The organism is Micromonospora sp. LOL_015 (assembly GCF_048060275.1).
Taxonomy (GTDB): Bacteria; Actinomycetota; Actinomycetes; order Mycobacteriales; family Micromonosporaceae; genus Micromonospora_E.
This window is the reverse complement of record NZ_JBHMIO010000005.1, coordinates 1-26573: the sequence shown is the minus strand read 5'-3', so window position 1 is coordinate 26573 and position 26573 is coordinate 1. Positions and strand designations below refer to the sequence as shown.

At 67.8% G+C, this 26573-nt stretch carries 26 protein-coding genes and 1 pseudogene; 17 read left to right on the top strand and 10 right to left on the bottom strand.

From position 1 onward, the window contains the following. Positions 1–148 precede the first annotated feature (148 nt). From ACFHWU_RS06910 to ACFHWU_RS06895, 4 genes are all read left to right on the top strand, one after another. Positions 149–970 (top strand): SAM-dependent methyltransferase, encoded by an 822-nt coding sequence (locus ACFHWU_RS06910; RefSeq protein ID WP_416551968.1) that lies wholly within the window; start codon positions 149–151, stop codon positions 968–970. A gap of 84 nt (positions 971–1054) precedes the next feature. After that, complete coding sequence (locus ACFHWU_RS06905; protein ID WP_416590111.1) at positions 1055–1999, top strand: acyltransferase domain-containing protein; 945 nt, start codon at positions 1055–1057, stop codon at positions 1997–1999. 60 nt (positions 2000–2059) lie between these two features. Next, positions 2060–2605 carry an RNA polymerase sigma factor gene (locus ACFHWU_RS06900; RefSeq protein ID WP_416551966.1) on the top strand — a complete coding sequence of 182 codons (546 nt, stop codon included), beginning with the start codon at positions 2060–2062 and terminating at the stop codon, positions 2603–2605. Between the two features lie 17 nt (positions 2606–2622). Then, on the top strand, positions 2623–3306 hold the full coding sequence (locus ACFHWU_RS06895) for a hypothetical protein (RefSeq protein ID WP_416590110.1): 684 nt from the start codon (positions 2623–2625) through the stop codon (positions 3304–3306). 104 nt (positions 3307–3410) lie between these two features. Here the strand turns inward: ACFHWU_RS06895 and ACFHWU_RS06890 are convergent, their stop codons facing one another. Beyond that, entirely contained in the window at positions 3411–3626 is a 216-nt protein-coding gene (locus ACFHWU_RS06890) for a hypothetical protein (RefSeq protein ID WP_416551964.1), read from the bottom strand. 414 nt (positions 3627–4040) lie between these two features. On the opposite strand from ACFHWU_RS06890, the gene ACFHWU_RS06885 reads away from it, so the two are divergent. Continuing rightward, the gene (locus tag ACFHWU_RS06885) at positions 4041–4466 is read left to right on the top strand and encodes a hypothetical protein (RefSeq protein ID WP_416551963.1); all 426 of its coding nucleotides are present in this window, start codon (positions 4041–4043) and stop codon (positions 4464–4466) included. A gap of 7 nt (positions 4467–4473) precedes the next feature. On the opposite strand, the gene ACFHWU_RS06880 is transcribed toward ACFHWU_RS06885, so the two are convergent. From ACFHWU_RS06880 to ACFHWU_RS06860, 5 genes and pseudogenes are all read right to left on the bottom strand, one after another. Next, positions 4474–4899 carry a type II toxin-antitoxin system VapC family toxin gene (locus ACFHWU_RS06880; protein WP_416551962.1) on the bottom strand — a complete coding sequence of 142 codons (426 nt, stop codon included), beginning with the start codon at positions 4897–4899 and terminating at the stop codon, positions 4474–4476. Continuing rightward, a complete protein-coding gene (locus ACFHWU_RS06875) occupies positions 4889–5149 on the bottom strand; it encodes a type II toxin-antitoxin system Phd/YefM family antitoxin (RefSeq protein ID WP_416590109.1) in 261 nt (86 codons plus the stop codon). Before ACFHWU_RS06875 ends, ACFHWU_RS06880 begins: the two co-directional genes overlap by 11 nt. Before the next feature lie 142 nt (positions 5150–5291). Further along, positions 5292–5861 carry a barstar family protein gene (locus ACFHWU_RS06870; protein ID WP_416590108.1) on the bottom strand — a complete coding sequence of 190 codons (570 nt, stop codon included), beginning with the start codon at positions 5859–5861 and terminating at the stop codon, positions 5292–5294. 58 nt (positions 5862–5919) lie between these two features. Beyond that, a pseudogene (locus tag ACFHWU_RS06865) lies at positions 5920–6141 on the bottom strand (barstar family protein); the annotation flags it as partial. Between the two features lie 157 nt (positions 6142–6298). Next, on the bottom strand, positions 6299–7090 hold the full coding sequence (locus ACFHWU_RS06860) for a hypothetical protein (RefSeq protein WP_416590107.1): 792 nt from the start codon (positions 7088–7090) through the stop codon (positions 6299–6301). Between the two features lie 306 nt (positions 7091–7396). Here ACFHWU_RS06860 and pglW point away from each other — a divergent pair, with 306 nt between their 5' ends. From pglW to ACFHWU_RS06830, 6 genes are all read left to right on the top strand, one after another. Next, the gene (gene pglW / locus ACFHWU_RS06855; protein ID WP_416590106.1) at positions 7397–11629 is read left to right on the top strand and encodes a BREX system serine/threonine kinase PglW; all 4233 of its coding nucleotides are present in this window, start codon (positions 7397–7399) and stop codon (positions 11627–11629) included. Then, positions 11583–12914, top strand: a complete 1332-nt coding sequence (locus tag ACFHWU_RS06850; protein WP_416590105.1) for an AAA family ATPase — start codon at positions 11583–11585, stop codon at positions 12912–12914. The genes pglW and ACFHWU_RS06850 overlap by 47 nt, the downstream gene beginning before the upstream one ends. Further along, entirely contained in the window at positions 12904–13764 is an 861-nt protein-coding gene (locus ACFHWU_RS06845) for a hypothetical protein (protein WP_281552888.1), read from the top strand. The genes ACFHWU_RS06850 and ACFHWU_RS06845 overlap by 11 nt, the downstream gene beginning before the upstream one ends. A 12-nt stretch (positions 13765–13776) precedes the next feature. Next, positions 13777–15468, top strand: coding sequence for a DUF262 domain-containing protein (locus tag ACFHWU_RS06840; protein WP_416568744.1), 1692 nt, complete (start codon positions 13777–13779; stop codon positions 15466–15468). Positions 15469–15579: 111 nt separating this feature from the next. Then, complete coding sequence (locus ACFHWU_RS06835; RefSeq protein WP_416568743.1) at positions 15580–16473, top strand: radical SAM/SPASM domain-containing protein; 894 nt, start codon at positions 15580–15582, stop codon at positions 16471–16473. 109 nt (positions 16474–16582) lie between these two features. Then, positions 16583–17542 (top strand): hypothetical protein, encoded by a 960-nt coding sequence (locus ACFHWU_RS06830; protein ID WP_281567153.1) that lies wholly within the window; start codon positions 16583–16585, stop codon positions 17540–17542. Here the strand turns inward: ACFHWU_RS06830 and ACFHWU_RS06825 are convergent. Beyond that, positions 17481–18236: an AAA family ATPase gene (locus ACFHWU_RS06825; RefSeq protein WP_281567152.1), complete on the bottom strand. Its 756-nt coding sequence runs from the start codon at positions 18234–18236 to the stop codon at positions 17481–17483. The genes ACFHWU_RS06830 and ACFHWU_RS06825 overlap by 62 nt on opposite strands. A 33-nt stretch (positions 18237–18269) precedes the next feature. On the opposite strand from ACFHWU_RS06825, the gene pglX reads away from it, so the two are divergent. The 4 genes from pglX to ACFHWU_RS06805 all read left to right on the top strand — a co-directional run bounded on the left by pglX (position 18270) and on the right by ACFHWU_RS06805 (position 23191). Beyond that, complete coding sequence (gene pglX, locus ACFHWU_RS06820) at positions 18270–21791, top strand: BREX-2 system adenine-specific DNA-methyltransferase PglX (protein ID WP_416590104.1); 3522 nt, start codon at positions 18270–18272, stop codon at positions 21789–21791. An 84-nt stretch (positions 21792–21875) separates the two neighbouring features. Continuing rightward, the gene (locus ACFHWU_RS06815) at positions 21876–22133 is read left to right on the top strand and encodes a hypothetical protein (RefSeq protein ID WP_416590103.1); all 258 of its coding nucleotides are present in this window, start codon (positions 21876–21878) and stop codon (positions 22131–22133) included. Next, positions 22133–22759 carry a hypothetical protein gene (locus ACFHWU_RS06810; protein ID WP_416590102.1) on the top strand — a complete coding sequence of 209 codons (627 nt, stop codon included), beginning with the start codon at positions 22133–22135 and terminating at the stop codon, positions 22757–22759. Before ACFHWU_RS06815 ends, ACFHWU_RS06810 begins: the two co-directional genes overlap by 1 nt. A 3-nt stretch (positions 22760–22762) precedes the next feature. Then, a complete protein-coding gene (locus tag ACFHWU_RS06805) occupies positions 22763–23191 on the top strand; it encodes a hypothetical protein (RefSeq protein ID WP_416568740.1) in 429 nt (142 codons plus the stop codon). 95 nt (positions 23192–23286) lie between these two features. Here the strand turns inward: ACFHWU_RS06805 and ACFHWU_RS06800 are convergent, their stop codons facing one another. From ACFHWU_RS06800 to ACFHWU_RS06790, 3 genes are all read right to left on the bottom strand, one after another. Continuing rightward, positions 23287–24291: an EcsC family protein gene (locus ACFHWU_RS06800; RefSeq protein WP_416568739.1), complete on the bottom strand. Its 1005-nt coding sequence runs from the start codon at positions 24289–24291 to the stop codon at positions 23287–23289. Positions 24292–24524: 233 nt separating this feature from the next. Next, positions 24525–24734: a DUF397 domain-containing protein gene (locus tag ACFHWU_RS06795; protein WP_416590101.1), complete on the bottom strand. Its 210-nt coding sequence runs from the start codon at positions 24732–24734 to the stop codon at positions 24525–24527. Beyond that, entirely contained in the window at positions 24715–25602 is an 888-nt protein-coding gene (locus ACFHWU_RS06790) for a helix-turn-helix domain-containing protein (RefSeq protein ID WP_416590100.1), read from the bottom strand. Before ACFHWU_RS06790 ends, ACFHWU_RS06795 begins: the two co-directional genes overlap by 20 nt. A gap of 402 nt (positions 25603–26004) precedes the next feature. Here ACFHWU_RS06790 and ACFHWU_RS06785 point away from each other — a divergent pair, with 402 nt between their 5' ends. Together ACFHWU_RS06785 and ACFHWU_RS06780 are read left to right on the top strand one after the other, a co-directional pair. Further along, the gene (locus ACFHWU_RS06785; RefSeq protein WP_416590099.1) at positions 26005–26265 is read left to right on the top strand and encodes a hypothetical protein; all 261 of its coding nucleotides are present in this window, start codon (positions 26005–26007) and stop codon (positions 26263–26265) included. A gap of 123 nt (positions 26266–26388) precedes the next feature. Beyond that, the coding region (locus ACFHWU_RS06780) for a hypothetical protein (RefSeq protein WP_416590098.1) at positions 26389–26573 on the top strand (185 nt) is incomplete at its 3' end.

Below are 26573 nucleotides of genomic sequence, written 5' to 3'. Positions count from 1 at the left end.
GTACGTTGCCGGCTTGACGGCTGTCGCGGGACGACGGTGCGCCCGCCGGGCCAGCGCACAGTGAACCGTCCAGTATGATCGGTCGCCCGTTGGCCGTCGACGCGACGGCCGACGGCCTGGCGTACTCAACTGGGTTCCGGAGGTTCTCATGGCCGACCACGACGCAACGCTGTTCGACCGGCTCGATACCTCGGTGCCGCATCCGGCCCGCCGATACAACTACTGGCTCGGTGGGAAGGACAACTTCGCCGTCGATCGGGCCTCGGCGGACCAGATCGCGGCGGCCTGGCCGAGCGCGCCGATCGCGGCGCGAGAGAACCGCCGCTTCCTCGGCCGGGCGACCCGGTTCCTGGCCGCCGAGGCCGGGATCAGGCAGTTCCTCGACATCGGCACCGGCCTGCCCACCGCAGACAACACGCACGAGATCGCCCAGGCGATCGCGCCGGAGTCGCGGGTGGTGTACGTCGACAACGATCCGATGGTGATGGTGCACGCCAGGGCCCTGCTGACCAGCACCACCCAGGGCAAAACGTCCTACATCGAGGCCGATCTGCGCGAGCCCGGCAAGATCCTCAACCATCCCGACCTGCTCGCCACTCTGGACCTGTCCAAGCCGGTCGGGCTGATGCTCGTCGCGGTACTGCACTTCCTGCCGGGTCGAGGGGCGGCCGCACCGGTCGTCGCCGAGCTTGTCGACGCGCTGCCGCCGGGCAGCTACCTGGTCGTCAGCAACGCGACCAAGGACTTCCTCCCGGCACCGATCGCAGCGGTCTACGACCGGATGCTGGCTGCCGGGCAGACCGACATCTGGCCCCGGGAACGCGCCGAGTTCGCCGCGCTGGTGGAGGGCCTGGACCTCGTACCACCCGGGATCGGGGTGGTGAGCGACTGGCGCGCCGACGAGCAGGACCAGCCACGTCCGGCGGCAGCCGACGTGTCGGTGTACGGTGCGGTCGCCCGAATTCCCTGACCGCCACACCGGGCAGTGCCATCGCCGGAGGCGAGCCGCCCGCAGCACGCCGGAAAGGGCGACCTGGGCGGTAGCGTCGTCCGGGTGAACCTGGACGAGACCGCCGCCCGGCTCGGGGTGCCCGTCGCCGACGTCGAGCGGGTGCACCGGCTCGCCGGTGACCGGCCGTCGGCTCCGCTGCCGGCCAGGGCCGACGCGCCCGCGATCCTGGACCGGCTCGCGGTGCGGCCGGACGACGCCGCCGTAATCATGGCCGGCTGGCCGGATCCCGACTCGCCGCTGTGGACGCCGGAGCTGCGCTGGCTGCTCGACCGGACGATCGCCCTGGTCCGGGCCGACCTCGGCGGCTACGGCTGGCTGGCACCCGGCCCGGAGCTGCCCCGCGACCGGGGACCCGCCTGGCGGCACCTCTACGCGTACGCGTACCTGGCCCTGGTCGACGTCGTCCGGGCGTACCACCGCGCCCACGGCATCGCCGACGCCGTGTCCTGGGCGACCCTCGCGGACCTGGGCCGCAACCTCGCCATCGACCGGCGGATGCGTGGCGAGGGCTGGCCGGTGATGCAGGCCTGGCTGACCCTGCACGTGCGCGGCAGCCTCTACGAGCTGGGCCGGCTGCAGCACCACCGCAGCGACAGCGCCATCGAACTGCACATCCCCGACGCGGGGCCGCTGACCCCGGAGGCGGTCAGCGCGTCACTCGACGCGGCCCGCGCGTTCTTCCCCCGACACTTCCCCGACGAGCGGTACGCGGCGTTCGCCTGCGGGTCGTGGCTGCTCGACCCGCAACTGCGGGAGTATCTGCCGGCGGACTCGAACATCGTCCGGTTCCAGCGTCGGTTCGAGCTGGAGCCGTACCAGGAGCAGGACGGGCCGGACGCCGACGTCGAGGTGCTGCGGTTCGTGTTCCGCACCCTGACCACGCCGCTCGACGCGCTACCACTCCGTACCGTGCTGCAACGCGCCGTCGTCGACCACCTGTCCGCCGGCCGCCACTGGCAGTGGCGCCGCGGTCGCTTCCCGATCTGACCACGCCTGCTTTCCGCCCGGCTCGGTAACCGTGACGGCCGAGGCGGAAACAGACCCGGTATGGACGACGACCGGACAAGATTCGCGGAGCTGTTCCGGCGACATTACGGCGCGGTGATGCGGTACGCGGCCCGTCGGGTCGGCCGGGAACGCGCGCCCGACGTCGTCAGCGAGGCGTTCCTCGTCGCCTGGCGACGCCTGCCCGACGTGCCGGTCTGTGACCCGCTGCCCTGGCTGTACGCCACGACCCGGCACCTGATCGGCAACGAGATCCGGGGCCGGGACCGGCAGGCGAGGCTGACGACGCGACTGGGCGAGGTTGCCGAGACGGTCACGGCCGACCACGCCGATGCCGTGGTCGACCAGGTACGGGTCCGCCACGCGCTGGCACAACTGTCCGAAGCCGACCAGGAGGCGCTGCGGCTGGCCGCCTGGGAAGGACTCGACGCCACCGCCGCCGCCACCGTCATGGGGTGCAGTCGTACCGCGTACAAGGTGCGGTTGTTTCGGGCGCGGCGGCGGCTGGCGGCCGTACTGGAATCGGCACCGACCAGGAGACCGGCGGACGCCGCGCTCTCCCCGCTGGCTCACGAAGGAGGACGATGATGGAGACCGACCGACTGATGCGCGACGCGGACCCCGCCGCCGACTGGCGGGTGGACGCGGAGTCGCCGCAGGCCGCGGCGATGCTGGTCGGCATCCTCGCTCAACCCCGGTCCGACGCCGCGCAACCTGCCGGCGTGACGGGGGTACGCCAACAGCCCACCACCACTCGGCAGCTGCGGCACCGGCGGCTCGCGTTCGGCGGGGTCGCCGCCGCAGCGGTGGCGGTGGCCCTCGCGGCGTCAACGGTCTGGCTTGCCGGCCCCGGCGGTGCCACCCCCGCGTACGCGGTCACCACGAATTCCGACGGCTCGGTGGAGTTGATCGTGGAATGGGACCGGCTCAACGACCCGGCCGGTCTTGCCGCCGACCTGCGCCAGGCTGGCGTACCAACCGAGCTGCGTTACGCCAGAGACGCTCAGCCGGTAGCTGTCTGCCTCGATTCGGCAGGGCAACAACGAGCAGACGCAGCTCTCACCAGCAGGAGCCGCAGCGAAAGAACAGCCTCCGCCGATGGGTACCGCATACGCCCAGACCTGTTCCCCGACGGGAGTGTCATGGTCATCTCCACATTCGCCGACGGCGCAACGCAAGTGACGTACACGACGCTCTATATCGCACCGGCTGATGACACCTCCTGTACCTATCTCGGTTCGCGCGTTAGTACCCTCTACACCGAACCTGGAATGCGCTCAGAAGAGTGAGCATGTGGCTGTGCATCGAGGTGAGGCTGACGCACCTCAAAATCGCGTTTGAGGTGCGTCAGCCTCACCTCGATGGCTAGTCTCGGGCGTGCGGGCAACGCCCGTCACGGGCCGAGGAAAGCCAGCGCTACGACCGCGATGTCGTCGCGGCAGCGGAAGGCGTGTTCGCCCGCATACACGACAACTCCATCGATCAGTTCCTTGCCGATGCGGTCACGGAGCCAGTGCAGATGCTTGGTGCCGGCGCCCTCGACGCGATAGGCCAGCTTGCCTTCGACACCCAGCACCCGGCCGTCCGCGTGTCGAGCGAGCAGGTCCACCTCTGCTCTACCAACGCGGTCGCCTACTCTGCCGAACGCAGGCGATCTGGTCTGCCAAACGCAGGCTCCGCTACCTTCGAGGGGCAAGGGAGCTGACAGCGTCGGGTCCGCCGTCAGCGCAGTCGTTGCCGGCGACCGTCGAGCTGGGAACGAGCGTGACCTGCCGCCGCTGACAGGCGGTGTCCCAACCGATCACCAACTCGGCAGTACGGCGGCACTGCGCAATCTGTGTCTGCACAAGAGGTCTCCCATCGCTCCCATAAGCGTCGCTGGACAGCGGTACGGTGACTCCATGCGGGCTGTCCGGATTGGGCTACCCATCGCCGTGTTGTTCGTGGTCGCCAGCGCGACAGCGGTGGCTGTGCCGCTGGTGCGGACCGGTGTTCAGCCAGCCAGCCGGATGAGCGGCCGGCTGTGGCCGTCGAGCAGTTCATGTGCGCCCAGGTGGCATCCAGTGTCGATGGCTACTGCGATCGCATCGCGGAGGATCTCGGCCGGCGTATGCCGCTGGCCGACGACGACCGGGTAGCGGCGCAGCCGTGCCGGCAGGCGCTGCTGGACGGCTTCGTCCGCGAGCTCGGCGCGGACTGTCCCGCGCCGCTGGAGCACTGTCGGCTCCCGGCCACAACACCGGACGCGGTCCGGCGGGCGCTGATCGCTTCCGGCTTCACCGACCCGGCGGTACGGCCAGCCAGGTACACCGACCCGGCCCCGACGGGGGCGATCCTGTACGCCGTACGGGTCGGGCGTGCCTGCCTGCTCGGCCACGTCCGGTCGGAAACCGCCGCCCCGCCCCTCACCGTGGGCCGCCTGCCCGACGAATCCTGCCTGTGGCCCTGAGCGATCCCTACACCTGAAGCGATCCAGGAAGCGGCACCGCCACCACCGTTACCAAGGTGTCCAAACCGGCGAAGTCGTCGGGATTGGTGGTGTAGAGCGGCAGGCGGTTTCCGATGGCGACACTCGCGATCATGAGGTCAGCCGTCCGTGCTCTCGGCTTGCGGCCTGCCGCCAGCACGGCTGCGACTACTCTGCCGAACGCCCGTGCCGCCTCCGCATCGAACGGCAGCGGATCGAACTCGGACTCGGCCCGTTGGAGCACGTCCAACCGGCGGGCACGCTCGGCTGGATCATCGGTGTGATGCGGACCAGCCGACAGCTCGGCGAGGGTGACTGTGCTGATCGACATGGTGTCCGGCAGCCGGGCGTGGTCGATCTGCCGGCGCAGGATAAGGATGTTGGTGTCGAGCAGGCCGTGTGCCTCAGGCTTCATAAGGGTCCCGGAGGCCGCCGTCCATGGCGCTGTCCGCGTCGGCGCGGAACCGCGCCGCATCCATGACCGGTGCGCTCGCCGACACGCCCGCGAACTGCTCACGGGTCACCACCCGGTGTCGACGTAGCGGGATCAACTCACCGATGGGGGTGCCGTTACGGGTGACGATGAACGACTCACCATGCTCAACCGCATCCATGATCTGTCCGGATTTCGCCCGAAGATCTCGTTGGGTGAGTTCCGCTGCCATGCGGCAAGCCTAGCACGGGGTGGCACGCGGTGCTACGAGGTGGCACCACTGCTCGGGAGGTGGGTCAGTCATCGACAACCCGCACTGCGTAGCTCGATCAAGGCAAGGCCTGGTGACTCCGACCGTCAGGTAGCCCGGCAAGTCACCCCACACGGACGTCGATTCCATCCTCGGTGAGCCAGTGCAGGAGTTGCCCGAAGTCCGGGTCGCCGGCTGCGGTGGGCGGGCTCAGGCACTCCTGAGCCACAGCCGAATGCCGCCAGACCAGCTTGAACGGCGCGGTGGCTCCCCAGCCGCCTCGTGTGCAGTCGTGTAGCGCGTCGGCGTTCGAGCCGAAGTAGCCGCCGGCTCCGTTGACCGCCTCGCCGATGGCACAGTAGAAGCCTTCGATGTCGGTGACGTTCTGCCCGTCGAGTTCGTAGGCGGTGCCCGCCGGCTTGTCGGCGGCGTCGTGCCGGTGGTGGGAAAGCGCCGCCATGGTCCACTCGCGACGTAGAGTGCGGTCGTAGCCCACCCAGCGGCCTGGTTCGGCCGGCCGGCCGGAGCGCCAGAGTTCCCAGATCTGGCGTGCCCCGCGCGGCATCGGGCCAGGGAAGGCGGTGTCCAGGGTGACATCGACCAAGCCGCCGCCCAGGGCCGACGAACGAACCGCCGTGACCGCACCTTCGACATGTACGCCGACCACCAGTGTCGCGCTGCCATCGTTCCCCACGCTGGCGATGGAGGCACGGATTCGGCGGCGCCACGCAGCCCGCGCCGGACCAATGGCGAACTGCCTGGGCGAGGATGCGGAAGAGTGTGCGCTGGTCCGGGGCGCTGTCCGGCAGCAGCTGGTGCGCGTTGTCGACGATCACCAGGTAGCCGTCCGCCGGTAGCCAGTGCAGATCTCTCAGACAGTCGGACAGCGCGTCCCAGTTCCAGCCGAAGTAGCGGGGAAAGAATAGGGCATCCGAGAAGTCGTAAAAGACCTGGTTGGCATCCGTGAACCTCATGCCGTCAAGGCGGGCCACCACGAATCTGCCGGACGCCGGAAGCACTGCGGCCAACTCCACCAGGGAGCCACGCGAGCAGACCACGATCGGATCGCTGGAGCTGTGCCACGCTTCCTCCGCCATCCGTTGTCGGTGAGCCAGCGCAGGAGTTGCCCGATCAAAATCGGGTGCCGACTGCGGCGGCGACTCGGCGGCCGATGCTCTCCAGTTTGTCAATGATCCGCAATCCCTCGCTGAGCTCTATTCTCCCACTGCCGACCTGTTCGATAAGTCGCTTTGCCTCGCCGGAATTCTCAAGAGCCTTCCTGGCTGCAGTCCCCCGTCGTCCCCCGAACTGGGATTCGTGTAGGGCTTCCCGGAGAACGGCAATCACGCGCTTGGCTGTGGAGTCGAACACGATTTGGAACTGGTCGCTGGCATCCTTCTCCAGGTCGGCCATTGCAGAGAGTGGGGAATCGTTTGCGGACTTGGTGTCAGAGTTGATTGTTGTATGGCTATCCCTTTGCGGGGGGTTGCCAAGGGCCAGGTCGACTGCTGCGGAGAACATCTTGATGGCGCTCATTGCGTCCTGAACGCAGGCGAAAAATACGAACGGCGTAGGGGTCTCCGTGCGTAGGGACCGTTCGATTATCTCTGTTGCGTCGATTAACGACCTCAGTGCGATCTCGCGGTAGATCCTGCCGGCGCGCGCCGCTTCGTTGCTGACTCTGAAGGTGGTTTCAATGATGTCGCGAATGCTCCCGAGGTATTCTACGAATGACTTGGCAGGGTGATTTGGGTTGTCGATGTAAATTCTGAATTTCTCGTCTATTGGTGTGTCGCGGTACGCGAGTGGTAGGTTTGCGTCTGCGGCGCAGTCGCTCAGCCTGAGGAACGCCCAACCTGGCGGCGGCGGCCCCCAATCGGGATCTGGGTGCCAATCTGCGGTAGGTGTCCATCCCGGTGGCATCTCGGTCCAATTTGGCGGAGCTGTCCACCGAAGTCCTGTGGTGGAATACAGATGTGGGCTACCTGACTCACTACGCGGCATGCCGTTCACTGTATGCTGCCGGTCGACGTAGTGGGTAACGGAGGCATCCTTGCCTGACGAACCCCGGCACCATCAGTTGGGCAGCTCGACTTCGTGAGATCGGTCAGCCTCAGCCAAAGCGGGCTGGGTAGGCAACCGGAACAGCCTGTCTGGTTGCTGCGAAGTCGCGACGGCACGGCCGGACGGGCGATCGGCGTACGGGCGGATCGTTGCTACCGTCGGTCGGTGCGCCAGGACTCGCCGAGGTGGGAGCAGATCAACCCCAGTGGGTACGAGTGGGAGCGGGAGGGCCTGCGGGAGCTGGCCTCGTACCTGCCGGATGTCGACCCGTACCACGTCTGGGCCAACATCGAGTTCGTCGCGTCCGACGGCTCGATCAACGAGGTCGACGCGCTGGTGCTCACCCCCAGCGGGCTGTACGTCGTGGAGCTCAAGCACTGGCAGGGTGAGCTGCACGGCGACGGCGGTCAGTGGGTGCACCGGGCGACGAAGACGTCGCGGCTGATCCCGCGGGACAATCCGACGATCCTGGCCAACCGTAAGGCGAAGCGACTGGCGAGCCTGATCGACCACTACGCCCGCCAGCAGCGCAAACATGCCCGTACGCCATTCATCGGGGCGGCGGTGTTCCTGCATGCCCGGTCGTTGCGGTCGCAGCTGGATGCGATCGGCCGCCAGCACGTGTACGGCCTGCACGATGCGTCCGAGTCGGGTCTGCCGAGTCTGCGGGAGATGTTGACGGCCCCGCCGCGTAATCCGGCGCATCTGATCGACGAGGTTCGGGGGCAGGAGATCGTGGCCCTGGTCAAGGGGGCGAAGATCCGCCCGTCGGTGGCGGACCGCAAGGTGGGGCAGCTGCTGCTGCATCCGCGTCCGTTCGCTGAGGGCGTCGGCTGGCAGGATTTCATCGCCGGGCATGTGATGGACACCGCGCTGCTGCGCCGGGTGCGGTTCTATCTGACCAGCCGGGCGCCGGAGGAGGAGATCCCGGCGATCCGGGCTGCTGCCGAGCGGGAGTTCCGGCTGCTGCAGGGCATCCACCATCCGGGGATCGCCCAGGCGCACGACCTGGTCGATCATCCGCTGGGCCCGGCGCTGATCTTCGACCATCAGCAGCAGTGGGTACGCCTGGACCAGTATCTGGTGGAGCGGGGTGACCGGCTGACGTTGGCGCAGCGGCTGCACCTGCTCGGCGACCTGGCGGAGATCGTCGACTACGCGCATTCGCGTCGGCTGGCGCACCGGGCGCTGCATCCGGGCGCGGTGTACGTCTGCGATCCGGAGTCGTCGCGTCCGCAGCTGGTGGTGACGAACTGGCAGACCGGTGGCCGGTTGGCGGACACCCGGTTGACCCGTACCGGTGGTTCGTCGACGGACCCGGGCAGTCTGACGTTGCTGCACGACGACGAGGTGCGGCGCTACCAGGCGCCGGAGGCGGCGATGCCGGGTCGTCTGCCCGGCCACCAGTTGGACGTTTTCGCGCTCGGCGCGGTCGGCTACCGGATCTTCGCCGGTAGCCCGCCGGCGGGCAGCGCCGAGGAGTTGGCGACGGCCGTACGCGACAGCGGGGTGAACCTGGCGGCGGCGGTCGACGGGATGCCGGCGGCGTTGGTCGACGCCGTCTACGACGCGACCCGGGGGGATCCGACGCGCCGGTCGGCGACTGTCGCCGCGTTCCGGTCCCGCCTGGAGCGGGTGTGGGATGAGCTGACGGCACCGGAGCCGGAGCCGGTGGTCGATCCGCTCGTCGCCCGCAAGGGCGACGTGCTCGACATCGGCTACACCGTGCTGAGCCGCCTGGGTGCCGGTTCGACGGCGTTGGCACTGCTGGTCAGCGAACCGGCGGTCGACGGCAAGGACGGCCGGCGACTGGTGTTGAAGGTGGCCCGCGACGAGCAGCACGCCGCCCGGCTGGCGGTGGAGGCGGAGACGCTGGACAAGCTGCGGGACCGGCGGGTGGCGGCGTTGGTGCAGGGGCCGATCACGGTCGGTGGCCGGACGGCGCTGCTGATGGAGAGCGCGGGGGAGCGGACCCTCGCCGAGGAGCTGCAGGGCGGCCGGCTGACGCTGGACCTGCTGGAGCGGTACGGCCGGGACCTGCTGGAGATCGTCGTCTACCTCGACGAGGTGGGGATCTGGCACCGGGATCTGAAGCCGGCGAACCTGGCGGCCCGACCGCTGAATGCCAAGGACCGGCAGCCGCATCTGTGCGTTTTCGACTTTTCGCTCTCCGCGACCCCGACGGACCAGCTGACCGCCGGCACCGCCGGCTACCTGGATCCGTTCCTCGGCCCACCGAAGCGGCTGCGCTACGACCGGGCGGCGGAGCGGTTCGCCGCCGCGGTGACGTTGTTCGAGATGGCGACGGGGTCGCTGCCGGAGTGGGGTGGGGCCAATCCGGCGGCGGTCAGCGACGAGGTGACCCTGGATCCGGCGATGTTCGAGCCGGCGGTCGCGGACCGGCTGGTCGACTTTTTCGGCCGGGCGTTGGCCCGGGAGACGGCCGACCGGTTCGACACGGCCGAGGAGATGCTCGACGCCTGGCGGGACATTTTCCGTAAGGTGCCGGTGGCCGGCGGCGGGCTGGCGTCGCCGGCGGCGGTGTCGGTGGCGAGCCTGGACACCGTGTTGGAGCAGTCGCCGTTGACGGAGCGGGCCCGTTCGGCGGTGCGCCGGCTCGGGTTGGTCACCGTGCGGGATCTGCTCCAGGCCAAACCGGCCAGGTTGGTCACCGCGCAGGGCGTGCCGGACGCGACCCGCAAGGAGATCCTGTCGTACGCCCGGTCGCTGCGCCCGCTGCTGGCGGCCGACCCGGCAGACCGTGTTGGTGCGGCCGACGGGGCGGAACAGGGCGGCGACGGCCAGCAGACAGCCGGGGTGGCGACGCGGGGCATGGAGACGCTCTGCGCCGCGCTGCTGCCGGCGGAGACGGGCCGCACGAGCAAGCGTCGGACGACGTTGGCGGTGCTGCTGGGCCAGGAGCCGGCACCGGGCGACGACACGTGGCTGCACTGGCCGACCCAGGGGGAGGTGGCGCGCCGAACCGGCCAGACCCAGCCGCAGATTTCGACCCTGTTGCGCAAGCAGGTGCAGGTCTGGTCGGGCAACGAGCTCGTGTCGGCGGTACGCGACGAGATCGTCGCCCTGGTGGAGAGCCGGGGTGCGGTGATGTCGGCCGCGGAGCTGGCCGACGCGCTGATCGCCACGCACGGCTCGTTCACGTCGGAGCCGAAACGCACCGCCCAGGCGGTCGGCCTGGTCCGGGCGGCGGTGGAGACGGAGCTGGCCACCGGCGGGGACGCCCGGCTGGCGATCCAGCGGTTCCGTGCCTCGTCGACGGTGCTGGTGGGCCGGGAACCGGTGGATCCGGCGGCGACGACCACCGCCGCCGACCTGCTGTCGTACGTGGTGGCGCTCGGCGGCCGGGCAACCGAGTTGGTGGAGTCCGATCCGCTGCCGACCCGGCAGCGGGCGGTGGCGGAGCTGGCCGCGGTCACGCCGCCGCCGACGATGCCGGTGGTGCCGGAGCTGCGGCTGCTGCAGTTGGCGGCCGCCGGCAGCAACGGCCGGGCCGACGTCAACGGGCAGGGCCAGCTCTACCCGGTGGACATGCCGGCCGAGCGGGCGTTGCGGTTGGCCGCTGGCAGCATCGCCGGGCAGCGGCTACGGGAGGACGAGATCATCGGCCGGGTCCGGGCCCGTTTCCCACGCGCGCAGCAGCTGCCGGGCCGGCCGCAGCTCGACACGCTGGTCCGCACCGTCGCCGGGATCGAATGGGATTCTGAGCAGCGGGTGTACGCCCCGCCGCCGCTGCCGTCGGTGTTCAGCGGCACCAGGGGTGCCACGGTCACGGGCGGGTTCGCCGCGCCGCTGTGGCAGGCCGACGAGGTGACGGCGAAGCTGGCCGGGGCGATCGACCGGCGGGCGTTCCTGGCGGTGCTGACCCCGTTGCGGGAGCTGGCCGCCGCCCGCCGGGAGCTGCTGGCCCGGCTGGCGTTGACCGAGGTGAACGTGACGGGGATCCTGCTGGATCGGCTGCGGGCGCTCGGCTACCCGTGGCAGGCGCTGGTGGCGGCGGACTCCGGTTCGGCCACTGACGCGAACTTCCGCAGCCTGGTGGATCTGGTCCGGCACGAGGTGGTGCCGGCGCTGCGGGAGGCGTTGGCCACGGACGCGCCGGTGCTGTTGACCGAGGCTGCGCCGCTGGCCCGGTACGGCCAGGTGGAGCTGCTGGCGGAGCTGGCGGATCTGACCCGCCCCCGGCCGGCGGCGCGACTGCTGCTGGTGCCGGCCCGCAAACCGGAGCCGGCGATGTTGGACGGCTACCAGTTGCCGTTGACTTCACCGGCGAGTCAGTCGCTGTGGATTCCGGGGCAATGGCTGAACGCCAGATCTGGTAGGACTATCCACCATGCCCATCCGACGGCTGCTTCTGGAGAACTACCGAGGGTTCCGTAACCGGCAGGAGATCGAGCTGGCACCGATCACTGTGGTGCTCGGCAAGAACAACTCCGGCAAGAGTGCCCTGACCCGTGCGCCGCTGGTGATCGCCACCGGCTTCGACACCACCTCACCGTCCCCGCTGGACCTGGAACGCCTGGGCCCGGACGCGGTCGACGACCTGCGCGAGCTCTACTTCGATCAGCTCGATGTGCGGCCGCTGACGTTGGGCGTGACCGTCGACGGTCCGCTGCCGTTCACACTGCGGGTGGATCTGGAGTATTCAGCCAGACTACGCAACGCGGTAGTGGCGGCGCTTCGGGTCGACACAGATGACAGCGCCGACCCGGTCGGCACCGTTGAGTTGGTGTCGAGCCGATTCACCGCCCCGATGCCGGATACCTCGGACATCGACGGCGTCGAGCTGTCGACGCTTCCTGAGCCTTCGGTCGACGGGCTCGACGAGTACGACATCCGCATCAGTGGCGAGCCGACCCGGACGAGGCAGGTGCGTTTCGCGGGCCTGCTGCCTGCCGCCGGGCAACTGCCGGACCTGGACGACCTGTTCCGCCAGGTGCGCCCAGGTCTGATCCGATACCTGGGGCCGTACCGGGAGCGGGTGGCCCGTCAGCATCGGATGCCGATCGGCACGCCTGCCGCGCTCGGCACGAAGGGCGAAGGGCTGGCCGGCCTGCTGGCCGACAGCCAGCGTAAGTCGGACGGGCGGCTGCTGGCACAGATTAATGCGCAGCTGCGTGGGATCGTGCCCGGATGGCGACTGGAGGAGGTCGCTGCCGGCCCGCTCTGGTCGACGGTGCTGGTCAGGGACGGTTCCAGGGCGAGGATCAATCTCGCCGACGCCGGCAGCGGGCTCGCCCAGGTGCTGCCGATCCTGGCGCAGTGTGCGATGGACGAGCTGGCAGGAGGCGCCGCCGCGCCGCCGTTGCAGATCATCGAGGAGCCGGAGGCGCACCTGCACCCACGTGTCCACGCTGACCTGGCCGACCTCTACCTGAGGACCGCGCAGCGGACCGGGACCCGGTTTCTGATCGAGACACACAGCGAAACGCTGCTGCTGCGGCTGCGTCGCCGGATCGCCGAGGTCGACAACGACTACGGCCCGGAGACGGTTGCCATCTACGTCGTGGAGCAGCACGACGGCGTCTCGTCGGCACGTCGCATCCCGCTGGACAGTCTCGGCAACCTCGACGACAGCTGGCCGCCGGGCTACTTCTCCCAGGACTACCACGAGGTCCGAGCCCTCGCGGCTGCCCAGTCGGAACGGAACGCCCGTGCTTCTTGACATCGACGAGACGATTCTGGACGGCGCGGACCACCGGCCGGTGATCACGCTGCTCTGCATGGTGGCGGAGAAGCGCCACGACTGGCATCCGACGTTGTCACAGGCAGCGAGGATGATCGACCTTGTCGAGCGGCTGGCCCGAGCGGGTGTCCGGATGCCGGTGCTCAGCCAGTGGGCAGAGGAGGCGACGGAGGAGGCCGCGTACCCCAGCCCACCGGACGCTCGGCGGACGGTGCGTGTCGGCCTGGCTGACCTGGAGCATCTGGTCGCCGACCTGGACAAGCCGGCGGTGCTGGTGGTGGAGAATCAGCTCGCCGATGGCAGCTTCGTGCAGGACATGGCGGCGGCCCTGGACGACAAGCGGATCGTCGAGGCGCTGCGTCGGATGTGGCTTCGGCTGCACAACGGCGGCGGTAAGGGCCAGATGGCCGAACTCGCCGCCGATGAGGGAAAGAAGTTCGCGATCGTGTCGCCAAGGGTGGCGATCCTGTTCGACGGCGACCGCGACGGCCCTGGCCAGCCGAGCGACAACGAGCCCAGGAAGGCGCAGGCGCACGCGGCCGGCATCCAGAACGTGCACATCCTCGCCTACCGGGCGGCGGAGAACTACGTACCGCTTGTGGTGTGGGAGTCGCTCTACCCCCGGCATCGGCGAAGGATCAGCCAGCTGCGGGCGATGCCGGCGAATCAGCGCGGCTACCTGAAGAAGGACTCCTACCCCGGCAACGGGCTGCCCAGGCAGCTCACAGTGGCGGGCCGGAAGCTGACCGAGGCGGACTTCGACGAGCTTGGCCCAGACGTCGTCGCCGAACTGCGGCAGATCCTCACGATGATCCACACGATCCTGTAGGACACTAGCGGTATGTCCAGCAGCCGGGGAGACGTCCAGGTCGAACCCACCGTGATGATGCTGGCCGACGTGCTGGAGGAGATCGCCGCAGGCCGGATCCGAGTGCCCAGGTTTCAGCGCCCGTTCGTGTGGCGTCCTGAGCAGATGCTGGACCTGTTCGACAGCATCGAGAGAGGGTGGCCGATCGGCGGCATCACCGTGTGGGAGACCACCGACGAGGTGCCCTCGCTCAACTACCTCGGTGAGGTGCCGGTGCGGATGCCGCCGGCAGGTACGCCGGTGTCGTACGTGCTCGACGGGCATCAACGGCTCTCCACCCTGTTCGGGGTGCTGCGCAGGCAGGGCCGACCGCCGCGCGGCGACGATCAGCGGGAGTGGAAGTGGCGGATCTACCGCGATCTGGAGCCGCAGGAGGACAACGAACGCTACCGGCATCATCGGGCGTTCGGCTCCCCGCCGCCCCTTCCTCCTGATTCGTACCTCCCGATGCGCTCCGTCAACAGCACCGTCGACTTTCTCCGCTTCCTGCGGAACCTGGAAGCGCGGGTCAACGACGCCACCCGAATGGAGAGGCTGGTCAACGAAGCCGACTGGGTGGCGCAGCGTGTCCGTGCGTACAAGATTCCGTTGGTGCGGGTCCGCGACAGCGACCTGGGGTCGGCCATCGAGGTGTTCGCCCGGATTAACAACCGTGGAGTACGCCTGGAGACCCACGAGATTGCCTCCCGGCTGACCGGCCCGATCCAGAAATCTACAATGGGCGAACAGGTCGACAGCATCGTCGAGTCCGTCGCGAGCACGGGCTTCGGTGAGCTGCCCAGGATGGCGGTGTTCCGGTCGATGCTAGCGATCGGCGGCGAGCCGGACGTCATGAAGCCGCACTGGGAACAGGTGGCGCAGCGGATCCGGACCAGTCAGATCGACGTGCTGGCGGCCGGGCAGAAGGCGGTGCACAAGGCGGTGGAGCTGCTGAGGGCGGCGGGTCTGCCGTTGGCGGCGCTGTTGCCGTACTCGCATCAGTTGGTGTTGTTGACCTACTTCTTCCACTGTCGGCCGGACCCGACCGGCAACCAGCGGTTGGAGCTGGAGCGCTGGTTCTGGGTGACGTCGTGGGCGGGGTCGTTCGCGGGTGCCAACTCGACCCGCATCCGGGAGGGCCTGGCGGAGATGAAGGCGTTCGCCTCCGGCGCGACCCCGACCCTGAAGCTGGACGTCGGCGCGGTGCAGCCGATGCCGGAGCCGTTCAACCTGAACAGCGCCCGGACTCTGGCGTACGTGGCGTGGGAGGCGCACGAGTTCCCGACCAGGCGGGATGCGCTCGGGCAGGAGTTCGACGTGGTGAAGCGGCTGGCGGCTGGTGTGCCGCAGGCGTACCGGCAGATCGTGCCCGGCCATTCGACGGCGGCCAACCGGATCATCCTGCCGACCGGCCCGGGGGACAACCCGCTGGGGGTGTTCAAGGAGCTGCGGGAAGGCCAGTTGGAGCGCACCATCAGCCGGGAGCACGTGACGAGGCTGCTGGCCAGCCACTGCATCAACGAGCGGGCCTTTCTCAAGCTGCTGGCCGGCGACCACGAGGGGTTCCTGGCGCTGCGGGCCGAGGTGTTGCAGGAGCGGCTGCGGGCGTTCGCGAAAGGGCTGGGCGTGACGCTCGGGCCGGACATGACCGGCGTGGCCGACAACGACACCGAGCACGACGAGTGACCCCGCAGCCGAATTTTCGACTGGGGCATCTCTCGGTGGAAATTGATGAACATCTTGGGTGGTTGTTGCGATACTCCGGGTTGACGTTCCTTCGAGAGGGGCGGGCCTGGGATGGTGGATCTGTCGTTCGTGTGGCTGGAGATCACCGGTAGGTGCCAGTTGGAGTGCCGGCATTGTTACGCCGCCAGCGGTCCGTCCGGCGGGCACGGTTCAATGACTGCAGTGGACTGGCGGCGGGTGATCGACCAGGCGGTGGAGCTGGGCGTCGAGATGGTGCAGTTCATCGGTGGGGAACCGACTCTGCATCCAGATCTTCCGGATCTACTCAGGCATGCCCTGGCCGCCGGCTTGGAGGTGGAGGTGTTCTCCAACCTCGTGTATGTCACGCCGGCCATGTGGGAGCTGTTCGCCCAGCAGGGGGTGCGGTTGGCCTGCTCGTACTACTCCGATCAGGCCGGGCAGCACGCTGCGGTCACCGGTCGGGCCGGCTCGCACGCTCGTACTCGGGCCAACATCGGTGAGGCGGTGCGCCGGTCGATTCCACTGCGGGTAGGTGTGGTCGACCTGGGCGGTGGCCAGCGCGTGGGGGCTGCGGTTGCCGAGTTGCGCGGTCTGGGTGCGACAGAGGTGGGTGTGGACTGGCTCCGGCAGGTGGGCCGTGGGGTAGGCGGCGATGCCTTGGGTGTAGAGCAGTTGTGCGGCAACTGTGCGTCGGGTGTGTTGGCGGTCGGCGCTGACGGTGCGGTCTGGCCGTGCGTGTTCTCGCGCTGGCTGCCGGTCGGCAACGTCCGTGAGGCGAATTTCGCCTCGATCCTGACCGGCCAGGGTACGGCGCAGGTGCGGGCCGAGCTGAGGTCGGCCTTCGGGAAGCGGCCGAAGCCGTGCGGGCCGCAGTGCGCGCCGCAGTGCGCGCCAGCGCGGTGCCAGCCGACCTGTTCACCGTCGTGTAGTCCGTCGTGCAACCCCTGTGCGCCGTCGAAGCGGTGCTGGCCGTACTACCGCTGACCGATCGGACCTAACCCTTCCAGGCGGCCGCGTCTCCGGCAGGTCACTGACTCTCCGGATATCCGTGGTGGGCTCGCGGTGACCGAGGTGGCTGGGTGATGCTGACAGTGTGAAGCACACACGGTGGCTACCGAATGAGGACCATTGGCCAGAGGACGACGCTGAGGACCACCGGCGGCGGCTGGCGTCGATGCTGCGTCGGGCCGCTGCCGCCCTGCGGGTTGAGCTGGTGGGTGAGTTCCGGTACGGATGGCGTAACCGATCGACCGGTGCACGGGTGGACGACGACGGCCACGACGGGTGGCTGCGGCTGGTCGGGGAACCTGTCAACGGAGAAGTCGGGGTGTTCTGGGACGGCAACGCCACCGCCTCGCAGCAGTTGGGCGGGCTGCGGCTGCCCCGGGTGTGGCGCAGTTGGGAGCACGCGGAGAGCGATCTACGGTTCCGCGCCGACCTGATGAGTCACGTCGACGAGCCGACGTGCAGCCGGACTGCGGCGCTGACTGCGGTGCCGGCGCTGAGCGAGATGTGGTGGATGCGTCTTGGCGGCACCCTCTCCTTCCTGACTGAGGTCGAGACGGATCGGGTCGCGGTGGATAATGAGCGGCTCGCGTCCCGGATCCAGATCTGGGATGAGGCCTTGCCGGTCGATGTACATCAGTGGGTGCCCGCGCACGCGGACCTGCACTGGGCGCAGCTGACCAGTCCGGGCTGCTGGGTGCTGGACTGGGAAGGCTGGGGGTTGGCTCCGGCCGGGTTCGACGCGGCCAGCCTGTACCTGCACAGCCTGGCCGCACCACCTGTCGCGCGGCTGGTGCGCGCCCGGTATCTCGCTGAGCTGGACAGCCGTGACGGCATGCTCAGCCAGCTGTACATCGCCGGGCGAATGCTCGACCGAGGTGACCTCGACGGCCATCCGGCTGAGAGCGCCGTCTATGCGCACGTTGGCACAGTGCTGCGGGCGCTGGGCGCTGAGCCCGGCTCCTACCGGCATCTGCTGCGCTTGGTCAACGATCGGCGAGCAGGTGGTGCAGGAACCGGCCCGGGTCGGCCAGGAACGCTCGGGTGAGGGCGACCGGTTCGGCCTGGTCGTAGTCAACCGGGGCGATGGTGCCGGCGGCGTCGATTTGCAGGATCGTCGCGCCAGGGCTGGCCAGCAGGATCGGCGAGTGGGTGGCGATGATGAACTGACTACCCTGGTCGACCAGGTCGGCGATGCGCAGCAGCAGGGCCAGGCAGCCGTGTACGGACAGCGCTGCCTCCGGTTCGTCGAGCAGGTAGAGCCCTTGCGGGCCGAAGCGATGATTGACCAGGTCGAGAAACGACTCCCCGTGCGAGCGTTCATGTGGGGAGACTCCGCCGTAGGCACCGAGCAGAGGTGGGGAGTTGGGGTCGGCGTCGAGGCGCTCGATCTCGGTGGCAACGTTGTAGTACGACTCGGCGCGCAGAAAGAACCCGGTGCGGGGCTTGCGGCCGGGGGCACGTTGCAGCACCAGGTGCTCGCCGAGCGGGGATTCGGTGGCGCGGGTGGTGAACCGGAAGGACGTGCCGCCGCCCTCAGGGTTAAACCCGGCGGCGACCGCGATTGCCTCGACCAGGGTGGATTTGCCGGTGCCGTTGTCACCGGCGAGCAGAGTCACCGGCGTGGGGAAATCGACGCCCTGATCAGCCAGCCTGGCCACAGCAGGGATGGTGTACGGCCATCGAGCCTGATCGGCCGGGGTCAGCGGCCGGGTCGGCAGGTAGGCGCGACGCACGAACATTTGTGATCACCTCCTGCCCGTAGGATCGCAGCCGTGCTCGATGAACTCGACGAAGACGCGCGGCGGCGACTCCAGCAGGCGATGCAGGCGCAGGTGAAACACCTTGCCGATGACCTGCGGGAGCGGCTCGCGGAGCCGGAGTCGCTGTCGCTGCGGGCTGAGCTGCTGCAGGAGTACGAGAAGGCGAAGAAGGCCGAGCGGCTGGCCGGCGCGTTCGAGGTGTGGCTGGAGGACGTGCTCGACCAGGCGGCTGTGGCCTGGGTGCTGGGTTGTGTCTTCGTCCGCTTCTGCGAGGACAACGAGCTGATCGACGGGCTGTGGATCGGCGGGGACGACCCGGCGGCCCCGGCCGAGACGGGCATGCAGCGGCGGCAGGCGTACCTGATCGAGGCCGAGCATTCGTTGCACAACGACCGGCACTGGCTGCGGGAAGCGTTCCGCTACCTGGGCAGGCTGCGCCCGACGGCGCAGATCTTCGACAAGCACAACCCGGTGTGGCGGTTCGACATCTCCGGCGCGGCTGCGGAGGGGCTGAGCAACTTCTTCCGTACGGGGGAGGGCCGGGTGTCGCTGCGCAGCGCGACCCTGGACACCCGTTTCCTCGGTGACCTCTACCAGGAGTTGTCGACGTACGCGAAGAAGACGTACGCGCTGTTGCAGACTCCGGTGTTCGTCGAGAAGTTCATCCTGGACCGGACGTTCGAGCCGGCGCTGAGCGAGTTCGGCCTGCCCGAGATGAAGGTGATCGACCCGACGTGCGGCTCCGGCCACTTCCTGCTCGGCGCGTTCGACCGGCTGGTGCGCGAGTGGCGCAAGCGGGAGCCGACCACCGACATCCGGGCCATCGTCGACCGGGCGCTCGGCCAGGCCACCGGCGTCGACATCAACGCCTTCGCGGTCGCCATCGCCCGTTTCCGGCTGCTGGTCGCCGCGATCAAGCTCGGCAAGTGGCACAAGCTCGAACGCTGCCCTGCCTTCCCGGTCCGCGTCGCCACCGGCGACTCCCTCCTGGAGTGGGGCCGCGCCTCCCGCGCACAAGGTGACCTGCTGGCAGCTCTTGAGGGGGAGCAGGTCTTCGCCTACGAGAGCGAAGACGACGAACTGCTCGCCGAGTATCTGGAGGTCGGCCAGTACACTGTGGTAGTCGGCAACCCGCCCTACATCACCGTCGCCGACCCGGCCAGAAACAAGCTCTACCGCAGCATCTACCCGAGCGTCTGCCACAGGCAGTACGCGCTGACCGTGCCGTTTGCAAAGCGCTTCTTCGACCTGGCGAAAAAATCCGACGAGTACGGCGAGGGTGCCGGCTTTGTCGGCCAAATAACCGGCAATGGATTCATGAAGCGCGAATTTGGCAAGAAGCTGATTGAGGACTACTTCGCCCACGACATCGAGCTGAGCGAGGTCATCGACACCTCCGGTGCCTACATCCCCGGCCACGGCACTCCCACCGTGATCCTGATCGGCCGCACCAATGCCCGCCGCCGTCTCCCCGTCGTCCGCGCTGTGCTCGGTGTGCAGGGCGAGCCGACGACCCCGGACAACCCGGCCGATGGCCTCGTCTGGCAGGCGATCGTCGACCAGGTCGACGCTCCCGGCTCGGCGTCCCGCTGGGTCACCGTCCAGGACCTCGACCGCTCCCGCCTCCTCAAACACCCCTGGAGCCTCTCCGGCGGCGGCGCGGCAGAACTCGTGCAAGCGTTGGAAGGCTTCTCTGCAGAAAGGTTGCTGGAGGCTGCCGATCCGCCGATAGGTCGTGCTATCCGTGCCGGTGCCGATGAGATATTCATGCGGCCGGCTGGCCGGAGGTTGACGACTCGTGCTGATCAGAGGGCTCTGCGACCGCTAATCGTCGGGGAGGCGGTCAGGGATTGGAAATCCGACACAGAGGATCTGATCTGGTACCCCTACGATTCGATGCTCGGCGAGAAGGGTCTTGAGGAAGAGCTTTGGCCTTGGCGGAAGTTGCTTGCGGAGCGGCGTACGTTCGTAGGAAATATGGAGCAAGCTGGCTTGAAGTGGTGGGAGTATCACCAGCACACGTCGTCTGCCTATAGCGTGCCGCTGACGATTGCGTTTGCGTTTGTGGCTACGCACAATCATTTTGTGCTGGATCGGGGTGGGAAGGTCTTCAACCGTTCTGCGCCCGTGATCAAGCTGCCGGAGGGGGCGACGGAGGATGACCACCTGAAGCTGCTCGGCGTACTCAACAGCTCCACTGCCTGCTTCTGGCTCAAGCAGGTCAGCCACAACAAGGGGAGCCAGGGCGTTAACGAAGGGTTCAAGAGCCAGGAGTGGGAACGGTTCTTCGAGTTCACCGGCACCAAGCTCCAGGAGTTGCCGTTGCCGGCGGAGTTTCCGTTGGGGCGGGCGCGGGAGCTGGATGCGTTGGCGCAGCGGTTGGGGGAGCTGACTCCGGCGGCGGTGGCCGGGTCGGGGGTGCCGACTGTGGAGCGGCTGGCGCAGGCGCGAGCCGAGTACGACCTGGTCCGGGCGCGGATGATCGCGCTTCAGGAGGAGCTGGACTGGGAGGTCTACCGGCTCTACGGGCTGATGGATGAGGATCTGACCCATCCGGACCCGCCAGGGCTGAGCCTTGGTGAGCGTGCCTTCGAGATCACGATGGTGCAGCAGAAGGTGGAGACGGCCTGGTTTGTGCGGCACGACTCCGTACCCGTGGACAAGCCGAACCCCGACTGGCCGGCGGATTACCGCGACCTGGTCGAACGACGGATTGCTGCCACGGCCGGCAACCGGCACCTCCAGCTAATCGAGCGTCCGGAGTGCAAGCGCCGGTGGAAGACCGATGGCTGGGCCAAGATGCAGGCGGATGCGTTGCGGGACTGGCTGTTGGAGCGGCTGGAGGCCCCGGAGCTGTGGGGTGGCACGCCGGAGCCGCTGTCGGTGGCGCAGCTCGCCGACCGGGTGGCCGGCGACGCCGACTTCCAGCAGGTGTTGGCACTGCTGCCGGAGTACGAGGGCATGAGCCTGGTCATCGCGCTCGACAAGCTGGTCGCCACCGAGCATGTGCCGTTCCTGCCGAAGCAGCGCTACAAGCCGTCCGGGCTGCGTAAGCGGGTGTTGTGGGAGCAGACCTGGGAGAAGCAGCGGCGCGAGGACGCCGGGGAGACGGTCGAGATCGACGTGCCGCCGAAGTACACCTCGGCGGACTTCGTCCGGCCGTCGTACGCGAAGGCTCGGGGCAAGCTCGACGTGCCAAAGGAGCGCTTCATCTCGTACCCGGAAATGGGTCGTGACACCGACTCCAGCCTGCTGCTCGGCTGGGCCGGGTGGGACCACCTGGCCCAGGCGCAGGCGCTGGCCACGGTGTACGTGAATCGGCGCAGTCAGGAGGCGTGGGAGGCGCACCGCCTGTTGCCGCTGCTCGCCGGCCTGCTGGAGCTGGAGCCGTGGCTACACCAGTGGTACGCCGCCGAACGCCCCGGCTATCCCGGCTCGCCGGCACAGTTCTACACCGACTTCATCGACACCGAGCTGTCCACCCTCAGCTCCGACCGCACAGCTCTGTCCCTGCTCCGCGGCCTCCCCGAGTAGGACCCGACACCGTCTGACCCTGTTGGACGATGGTGGGGTTCGGTAGGTTCGGATGGTGCCGGGAGGGCGACGGAGCGGTGGTCGATGAGCGTTGACGATGTGAAGCGCACTGTCGAGCGGGGCAACGAAGCAGTCCAGCAAGGGTGTCAGATCCTTGAACAGGCGCTCACCGAGGCTGCAGAAGCGGGTGCCCTGGCGCGGGCCACGATGCATGACAGCACCCATGACGAGGTCGAGAAGGCGAAGGCGAAGCTGGACTCGTTGGAACGTGAGGTTGAGCTGGCGATCCGGCGGTTTGGCGCTGCTGTCCAGAACGCGAACGACTACGTAGCCAAGCTCTGATGTCCGGGACCCTCGGCGACGTCGTAGCGCGGCTCTACGCTGCGCGGGAGCGGCTGCTTGCCGCAGCCGTGACCGCCAACCGTGCACAGGCCGACGCCGAGCAGGCGGCAGCGCACTACTCGGAAGCTGCTCGCGGAAGCACCGATCAGTCGATCAAGACGGCTATCGCCGAGGCGCAGATCGCTGGGGCGAAGGCCGATCGGGTCGCCGGCATCCTGAACGATATCTGCGATCATATCGTCAACTACGTCAACCACATTGCTCCAGGCGTGGCGCCTCCGTCTGACCCCAAAATCGATGTCTCAGGTGAACGTCTTGTGGCAGAGGCTGAGGGGGCGGGCAGCAGGGCAGACCGGTTCGCGCGTCGCTTCGTGCAGAAGGCCGACTCCACTGAGGAACACCTGCAAAATGCGGAAAAGACGATGCAGACGGGAAAAGAAATTCTCGACCTGTTCAAGATCCAGCCGGGGTCGGAGAGTGCTACGACGGTAGCGCCGGAGCCGATCCCTGCTGATCGCCCGAGTGTGGACAATCCGGTGACTGCTGTGATCATGGCTGCGGGTGCCACTGCAGTAGTGGGTCGCGAAATGTGGAAAAAATACAAGAAACGCCATGAAGGGAAGTAAATTATGAAGATTGAGCCTGACTTGGTCGAATATTTTCGCACGATGCTGAAGGGTGACTACGCCGAGAACGATCGCCTGGAAGTCCAGCTGAATACAAAAGGTTGGGGCGACTTCTCCACTCTGATGGGCATCGTCTTCTACTACGCCGTCAACCACCGGTTGCCCGTGGATGCCAGCGAAGCCGACATCGTGCAGTTCGTTGCTGAGCTGCGCGCGGCTGCTCCAGTGGATCCGCGCGAGATCGACGCCAACGCTGCGGAACGCCTGGTGAAGGCGGCACTCGACCCCGATGTCGAGTCCGACTTCGATCCTGAGATGGCAGGCAAGATTCAAAGTCTAACTATCATGCACGTGCTCGGTGAAGGTCGGGCGAGCGGGGACGAGATTGATGCCATTCTCGCCAGCGCTGTCGATACCGCAAGTCGACTCTGATGCCGGTGCTGAGCTGCTGATCGGACCGGGTCGCGTAGTTCTGCAGACGTGCTTAGATTCCTGTTATCTCGCCGATTTCGAGGGCTATCTACGGTTTACATGGCGTCGGGCTCGGTCTGATAGGTGGCCAGTGCGGCCGGCATCGGCAGTCCATACTTGTCGCACAGGAACCGGGTCTGGCAGTATCGCTGGGCATCGGCGGCCACGTTGCCGAGGACGGTGGAATTCACCCCTGCACCGATGAGGACGCCCACGATGGGCACGGCCTTGGCGACGTTTTGAACTGGAACCCTGGCACCAGCCGGACCCAAGTGCTGCAGCAACTTCTCAAGGGCGATCACGAGGCGATGGTCCGCGCGGAGCTTGGCTGACCAATTCACGCGTCCCTTCAGAGCGTTGGCCGCTCGTGCGGTGTCGCGCAGCGGCCCAACCTTGGCTGCCTGTGCCATGAAGGACCGGTGCACCAGGCGTTCGATGAAAGCTTGCTCCGAGGGGTCTTTGGCGTCGTAGCCGTAGGAGTACGCGATGCGCGACGCGATCGAGGTGCTCAGGACCTGGATGACGAGGATGTCGGCAGTAATTGCGGCGGGGATCCCTGCCACGGGGACCAGGGCCAGCAAGCCCATGGCACCACCTTCGACCGCGCCGGCGGAACGCCACCTCAGTGTGTTGCGGGTCAGTAGCCGGTCGCAGGCCTTGAGGTCCTGCTGCCGCAGCTCAGTGAAACTGTTCAGCTCCATGCCGCGCTTGCGGGCAATCTTCTCGACGCCCTTCGGGTCGTTGAGCTCCAAGGCCCAGGCGTTGACCAACTCCAGCAGCGCTGCGGCAGCCTCGGCCGCTGGCCGCAGGGCCATGCTGGCAACCGCGTCGCCTCCGCGGCGCACTGGTTCCTTGATCGTCTCCGGTACCGCCCTGGTGGCCCGGCTCGCGGCGTTTCGCGCGGCCTCGCCGGAGCGATCGAGTGCAGTGCTCGCCCAGTTCGGTAGACCACGGCGGTTGTTGCGGCGCTGCCAGTGCTCGTTGAGCCTGTCCCACACCTGCTCTTCGTATGCACTCATCGGGGTTGCGCCGTCGGCGAGCGAGTCAGCGACAGTGCTCATCGATGGCCTCCATTCGACTGGGATGACTGGGTCATGATGGCACTGCCGGGCGGCAAGCGGCGGTGAGCTTCGGCCGACGACCAGGCCAGGCATACAGTCCACAGACGATTGAGGGTACGTCGCTTGCGCTCAGGGCAGACATCGCCTAAACGGTGGAGGGCCGGAACCTCCACCCGCTGAATGCCGCACTCCAGTCGTCTGCCCTCAGCATGGAGACAGCTCTCTGTCTCGGGTCAGTGAGGAGCGTCGGGGGTGAGGGTGGAGAGGAAGGACGTCCAGCCGGCGGGGGAGAAGGTGAGTGCCGGGCCGGCGGGGTCTTTGCTGTCGCGTACGAGGACTGTGGCGGGGAGGTTGGTGGCGACCTCGACGCACATGGCCTGTCCGTTGCTGCGGGTGCTCTTGCGCCAGATCGGCTGCTGCGGATCACCGGGGGTGGTGGTCATCGGTGCTCTCCCTTGCTCCCTGCTCCAGGATCGCCTCGGCCCTCATCCGCAGGAAGGCCAGCGTATCGGCGGGTGAGAGCGCGGTCGCACGGAGATGGTCGAACGCCAGCCCGTGCATCTCCACATGGTAGTCCTTGTCCAGGTACAGAGCGCCACTCAGATTTTCCTGGTAGACGACCGTCGGATGGTTGCTGAAGTCGAGCATCGCGAAGGGGCCGCCCATGCCCATGTGTGCGCCCTGGCGGAAGGGCAGCACCTGGACCGTGATTGACGGCCGCTGTGCCATGGTGATCATGTGCTCCAGCTGGGCTGCCATCACCTGCGGGCCGCCGACCGGCCGGTGCAGCACCGCTTCGTCGAAGATGAACCACAGCCTGGGTGGTTTGCTGCGTTCCAGGATGCGCTGGCGGGCGAGGCGTAACTCGATCCGCTCCTCAATCTTCTCCGGTGGACCCTCCGGGAACTCCGCGCTGATGATGGCACGGGCGTAGTCCGACGTCTGGAGCAGGCCGTTGACGAGTTGGACGTCGTAGGTGCGGAGCTGGGTCGCCTCGTCCTCGAAGGCGATGTACCCGTCGAGCCCGTGCGGCATCGCGCCGGAGTAGTCGACCCACCAGTTGTACTTCTGGGCGTCGCGGGCGAGCTCGATGAGCCCGACAGCCTCCTTGTCGGGTACGCCGTAGAGGCGCAGCAACTTCGTGACGTTCCGAGTCGTCACCGAGACCTGGGCATTCTCGACGCGGGACAACGTCGACTTGCTGATCTTCACCTGTTGGATGACCTGGTCAATTGTCAGACCGGCAGCCTCGCGAAGTGCGCGAAGTTCGGTCGCGAGCCGTCGCCGCTGGACGGTTGGGGTTCCTGCCACAACAGACAGTCTGCGCCATGAGTATGTCGTTTGACGAGTCTCTGAGCCAACTAATTTTCTATCGGATGCGGTGTTGCAAGATCACGCTTTCCCTGTCAGTGTAAGCCAAGCATCGAAGGTGGACGGTTGATCAACTGGCCGGCTGCTGGGTAGCGGGGAGTGGCGAGTGTCTTGATCGTTTTCCCGCTGCGTTTCGCTGAAATCCCAGGTGGCTGGGCGGGTCGCGGTAACGGCTCGCCCGGTCGTCCCCAGCCCAATCGGAAGGGTTGATCATGGTGGCGCTTGGTGCCCTGGTTTCCGGAATCCTGCTCGGGTTCTTCGTCGGGTTGTTCAGTTTCAAGATCAAGTCGCGGTGGTGTCCCGACTGCGGTCGGCTGACGGTGCCGGCGGCTGATCGGTAGCGTGCCGGCCGACCGGTCCCCGGCCGATCCCCGGCCCGGTGACGAGTTGATCATCGACGGTCGGGCGAGTGTGCAGTTCGCGGCCGGGCGGGGTTTCCGGTTCCGGGTGACGACAGTGGACAAGCGCTGGACGTACGAGGGCTGGGTCTGGTTGGCCGGCTACGTGTTGGCACCGGACGGTGAAGCGCGTGAACGTCGGGAGATCTTCGTCGAGCGTGACGGTCTCCGCTGGGCACCGCGCCCGCGCCGGCCCCACCGCTGACCCGGGCGGCGGCGCAACTGCGACGTAACCGCGCGCTCTATCCGTACCTCTGAAGGTTTTTCGACTGTGTGAAAGGTGGTTCCTGCTGTGCGTGGATGCCTTGATTTGTTCCGGCGGGCTCCGGTGCGGAGTCGGCGTAACCGGCGGTTGCTCGCCGAGATCGCCCGCTACCACGACCGGCGGCCGGCCGACGCCGCTGCCGGGCCGCGTCCGTCGGTGCGGCCCGCCTCGAACGCTGCCGGTCACTTGTACGGGCGGGCGGTGCGGCCGTCGATCAGCCCTGGCCTGGTTCGCGACCGTTCGTTCGG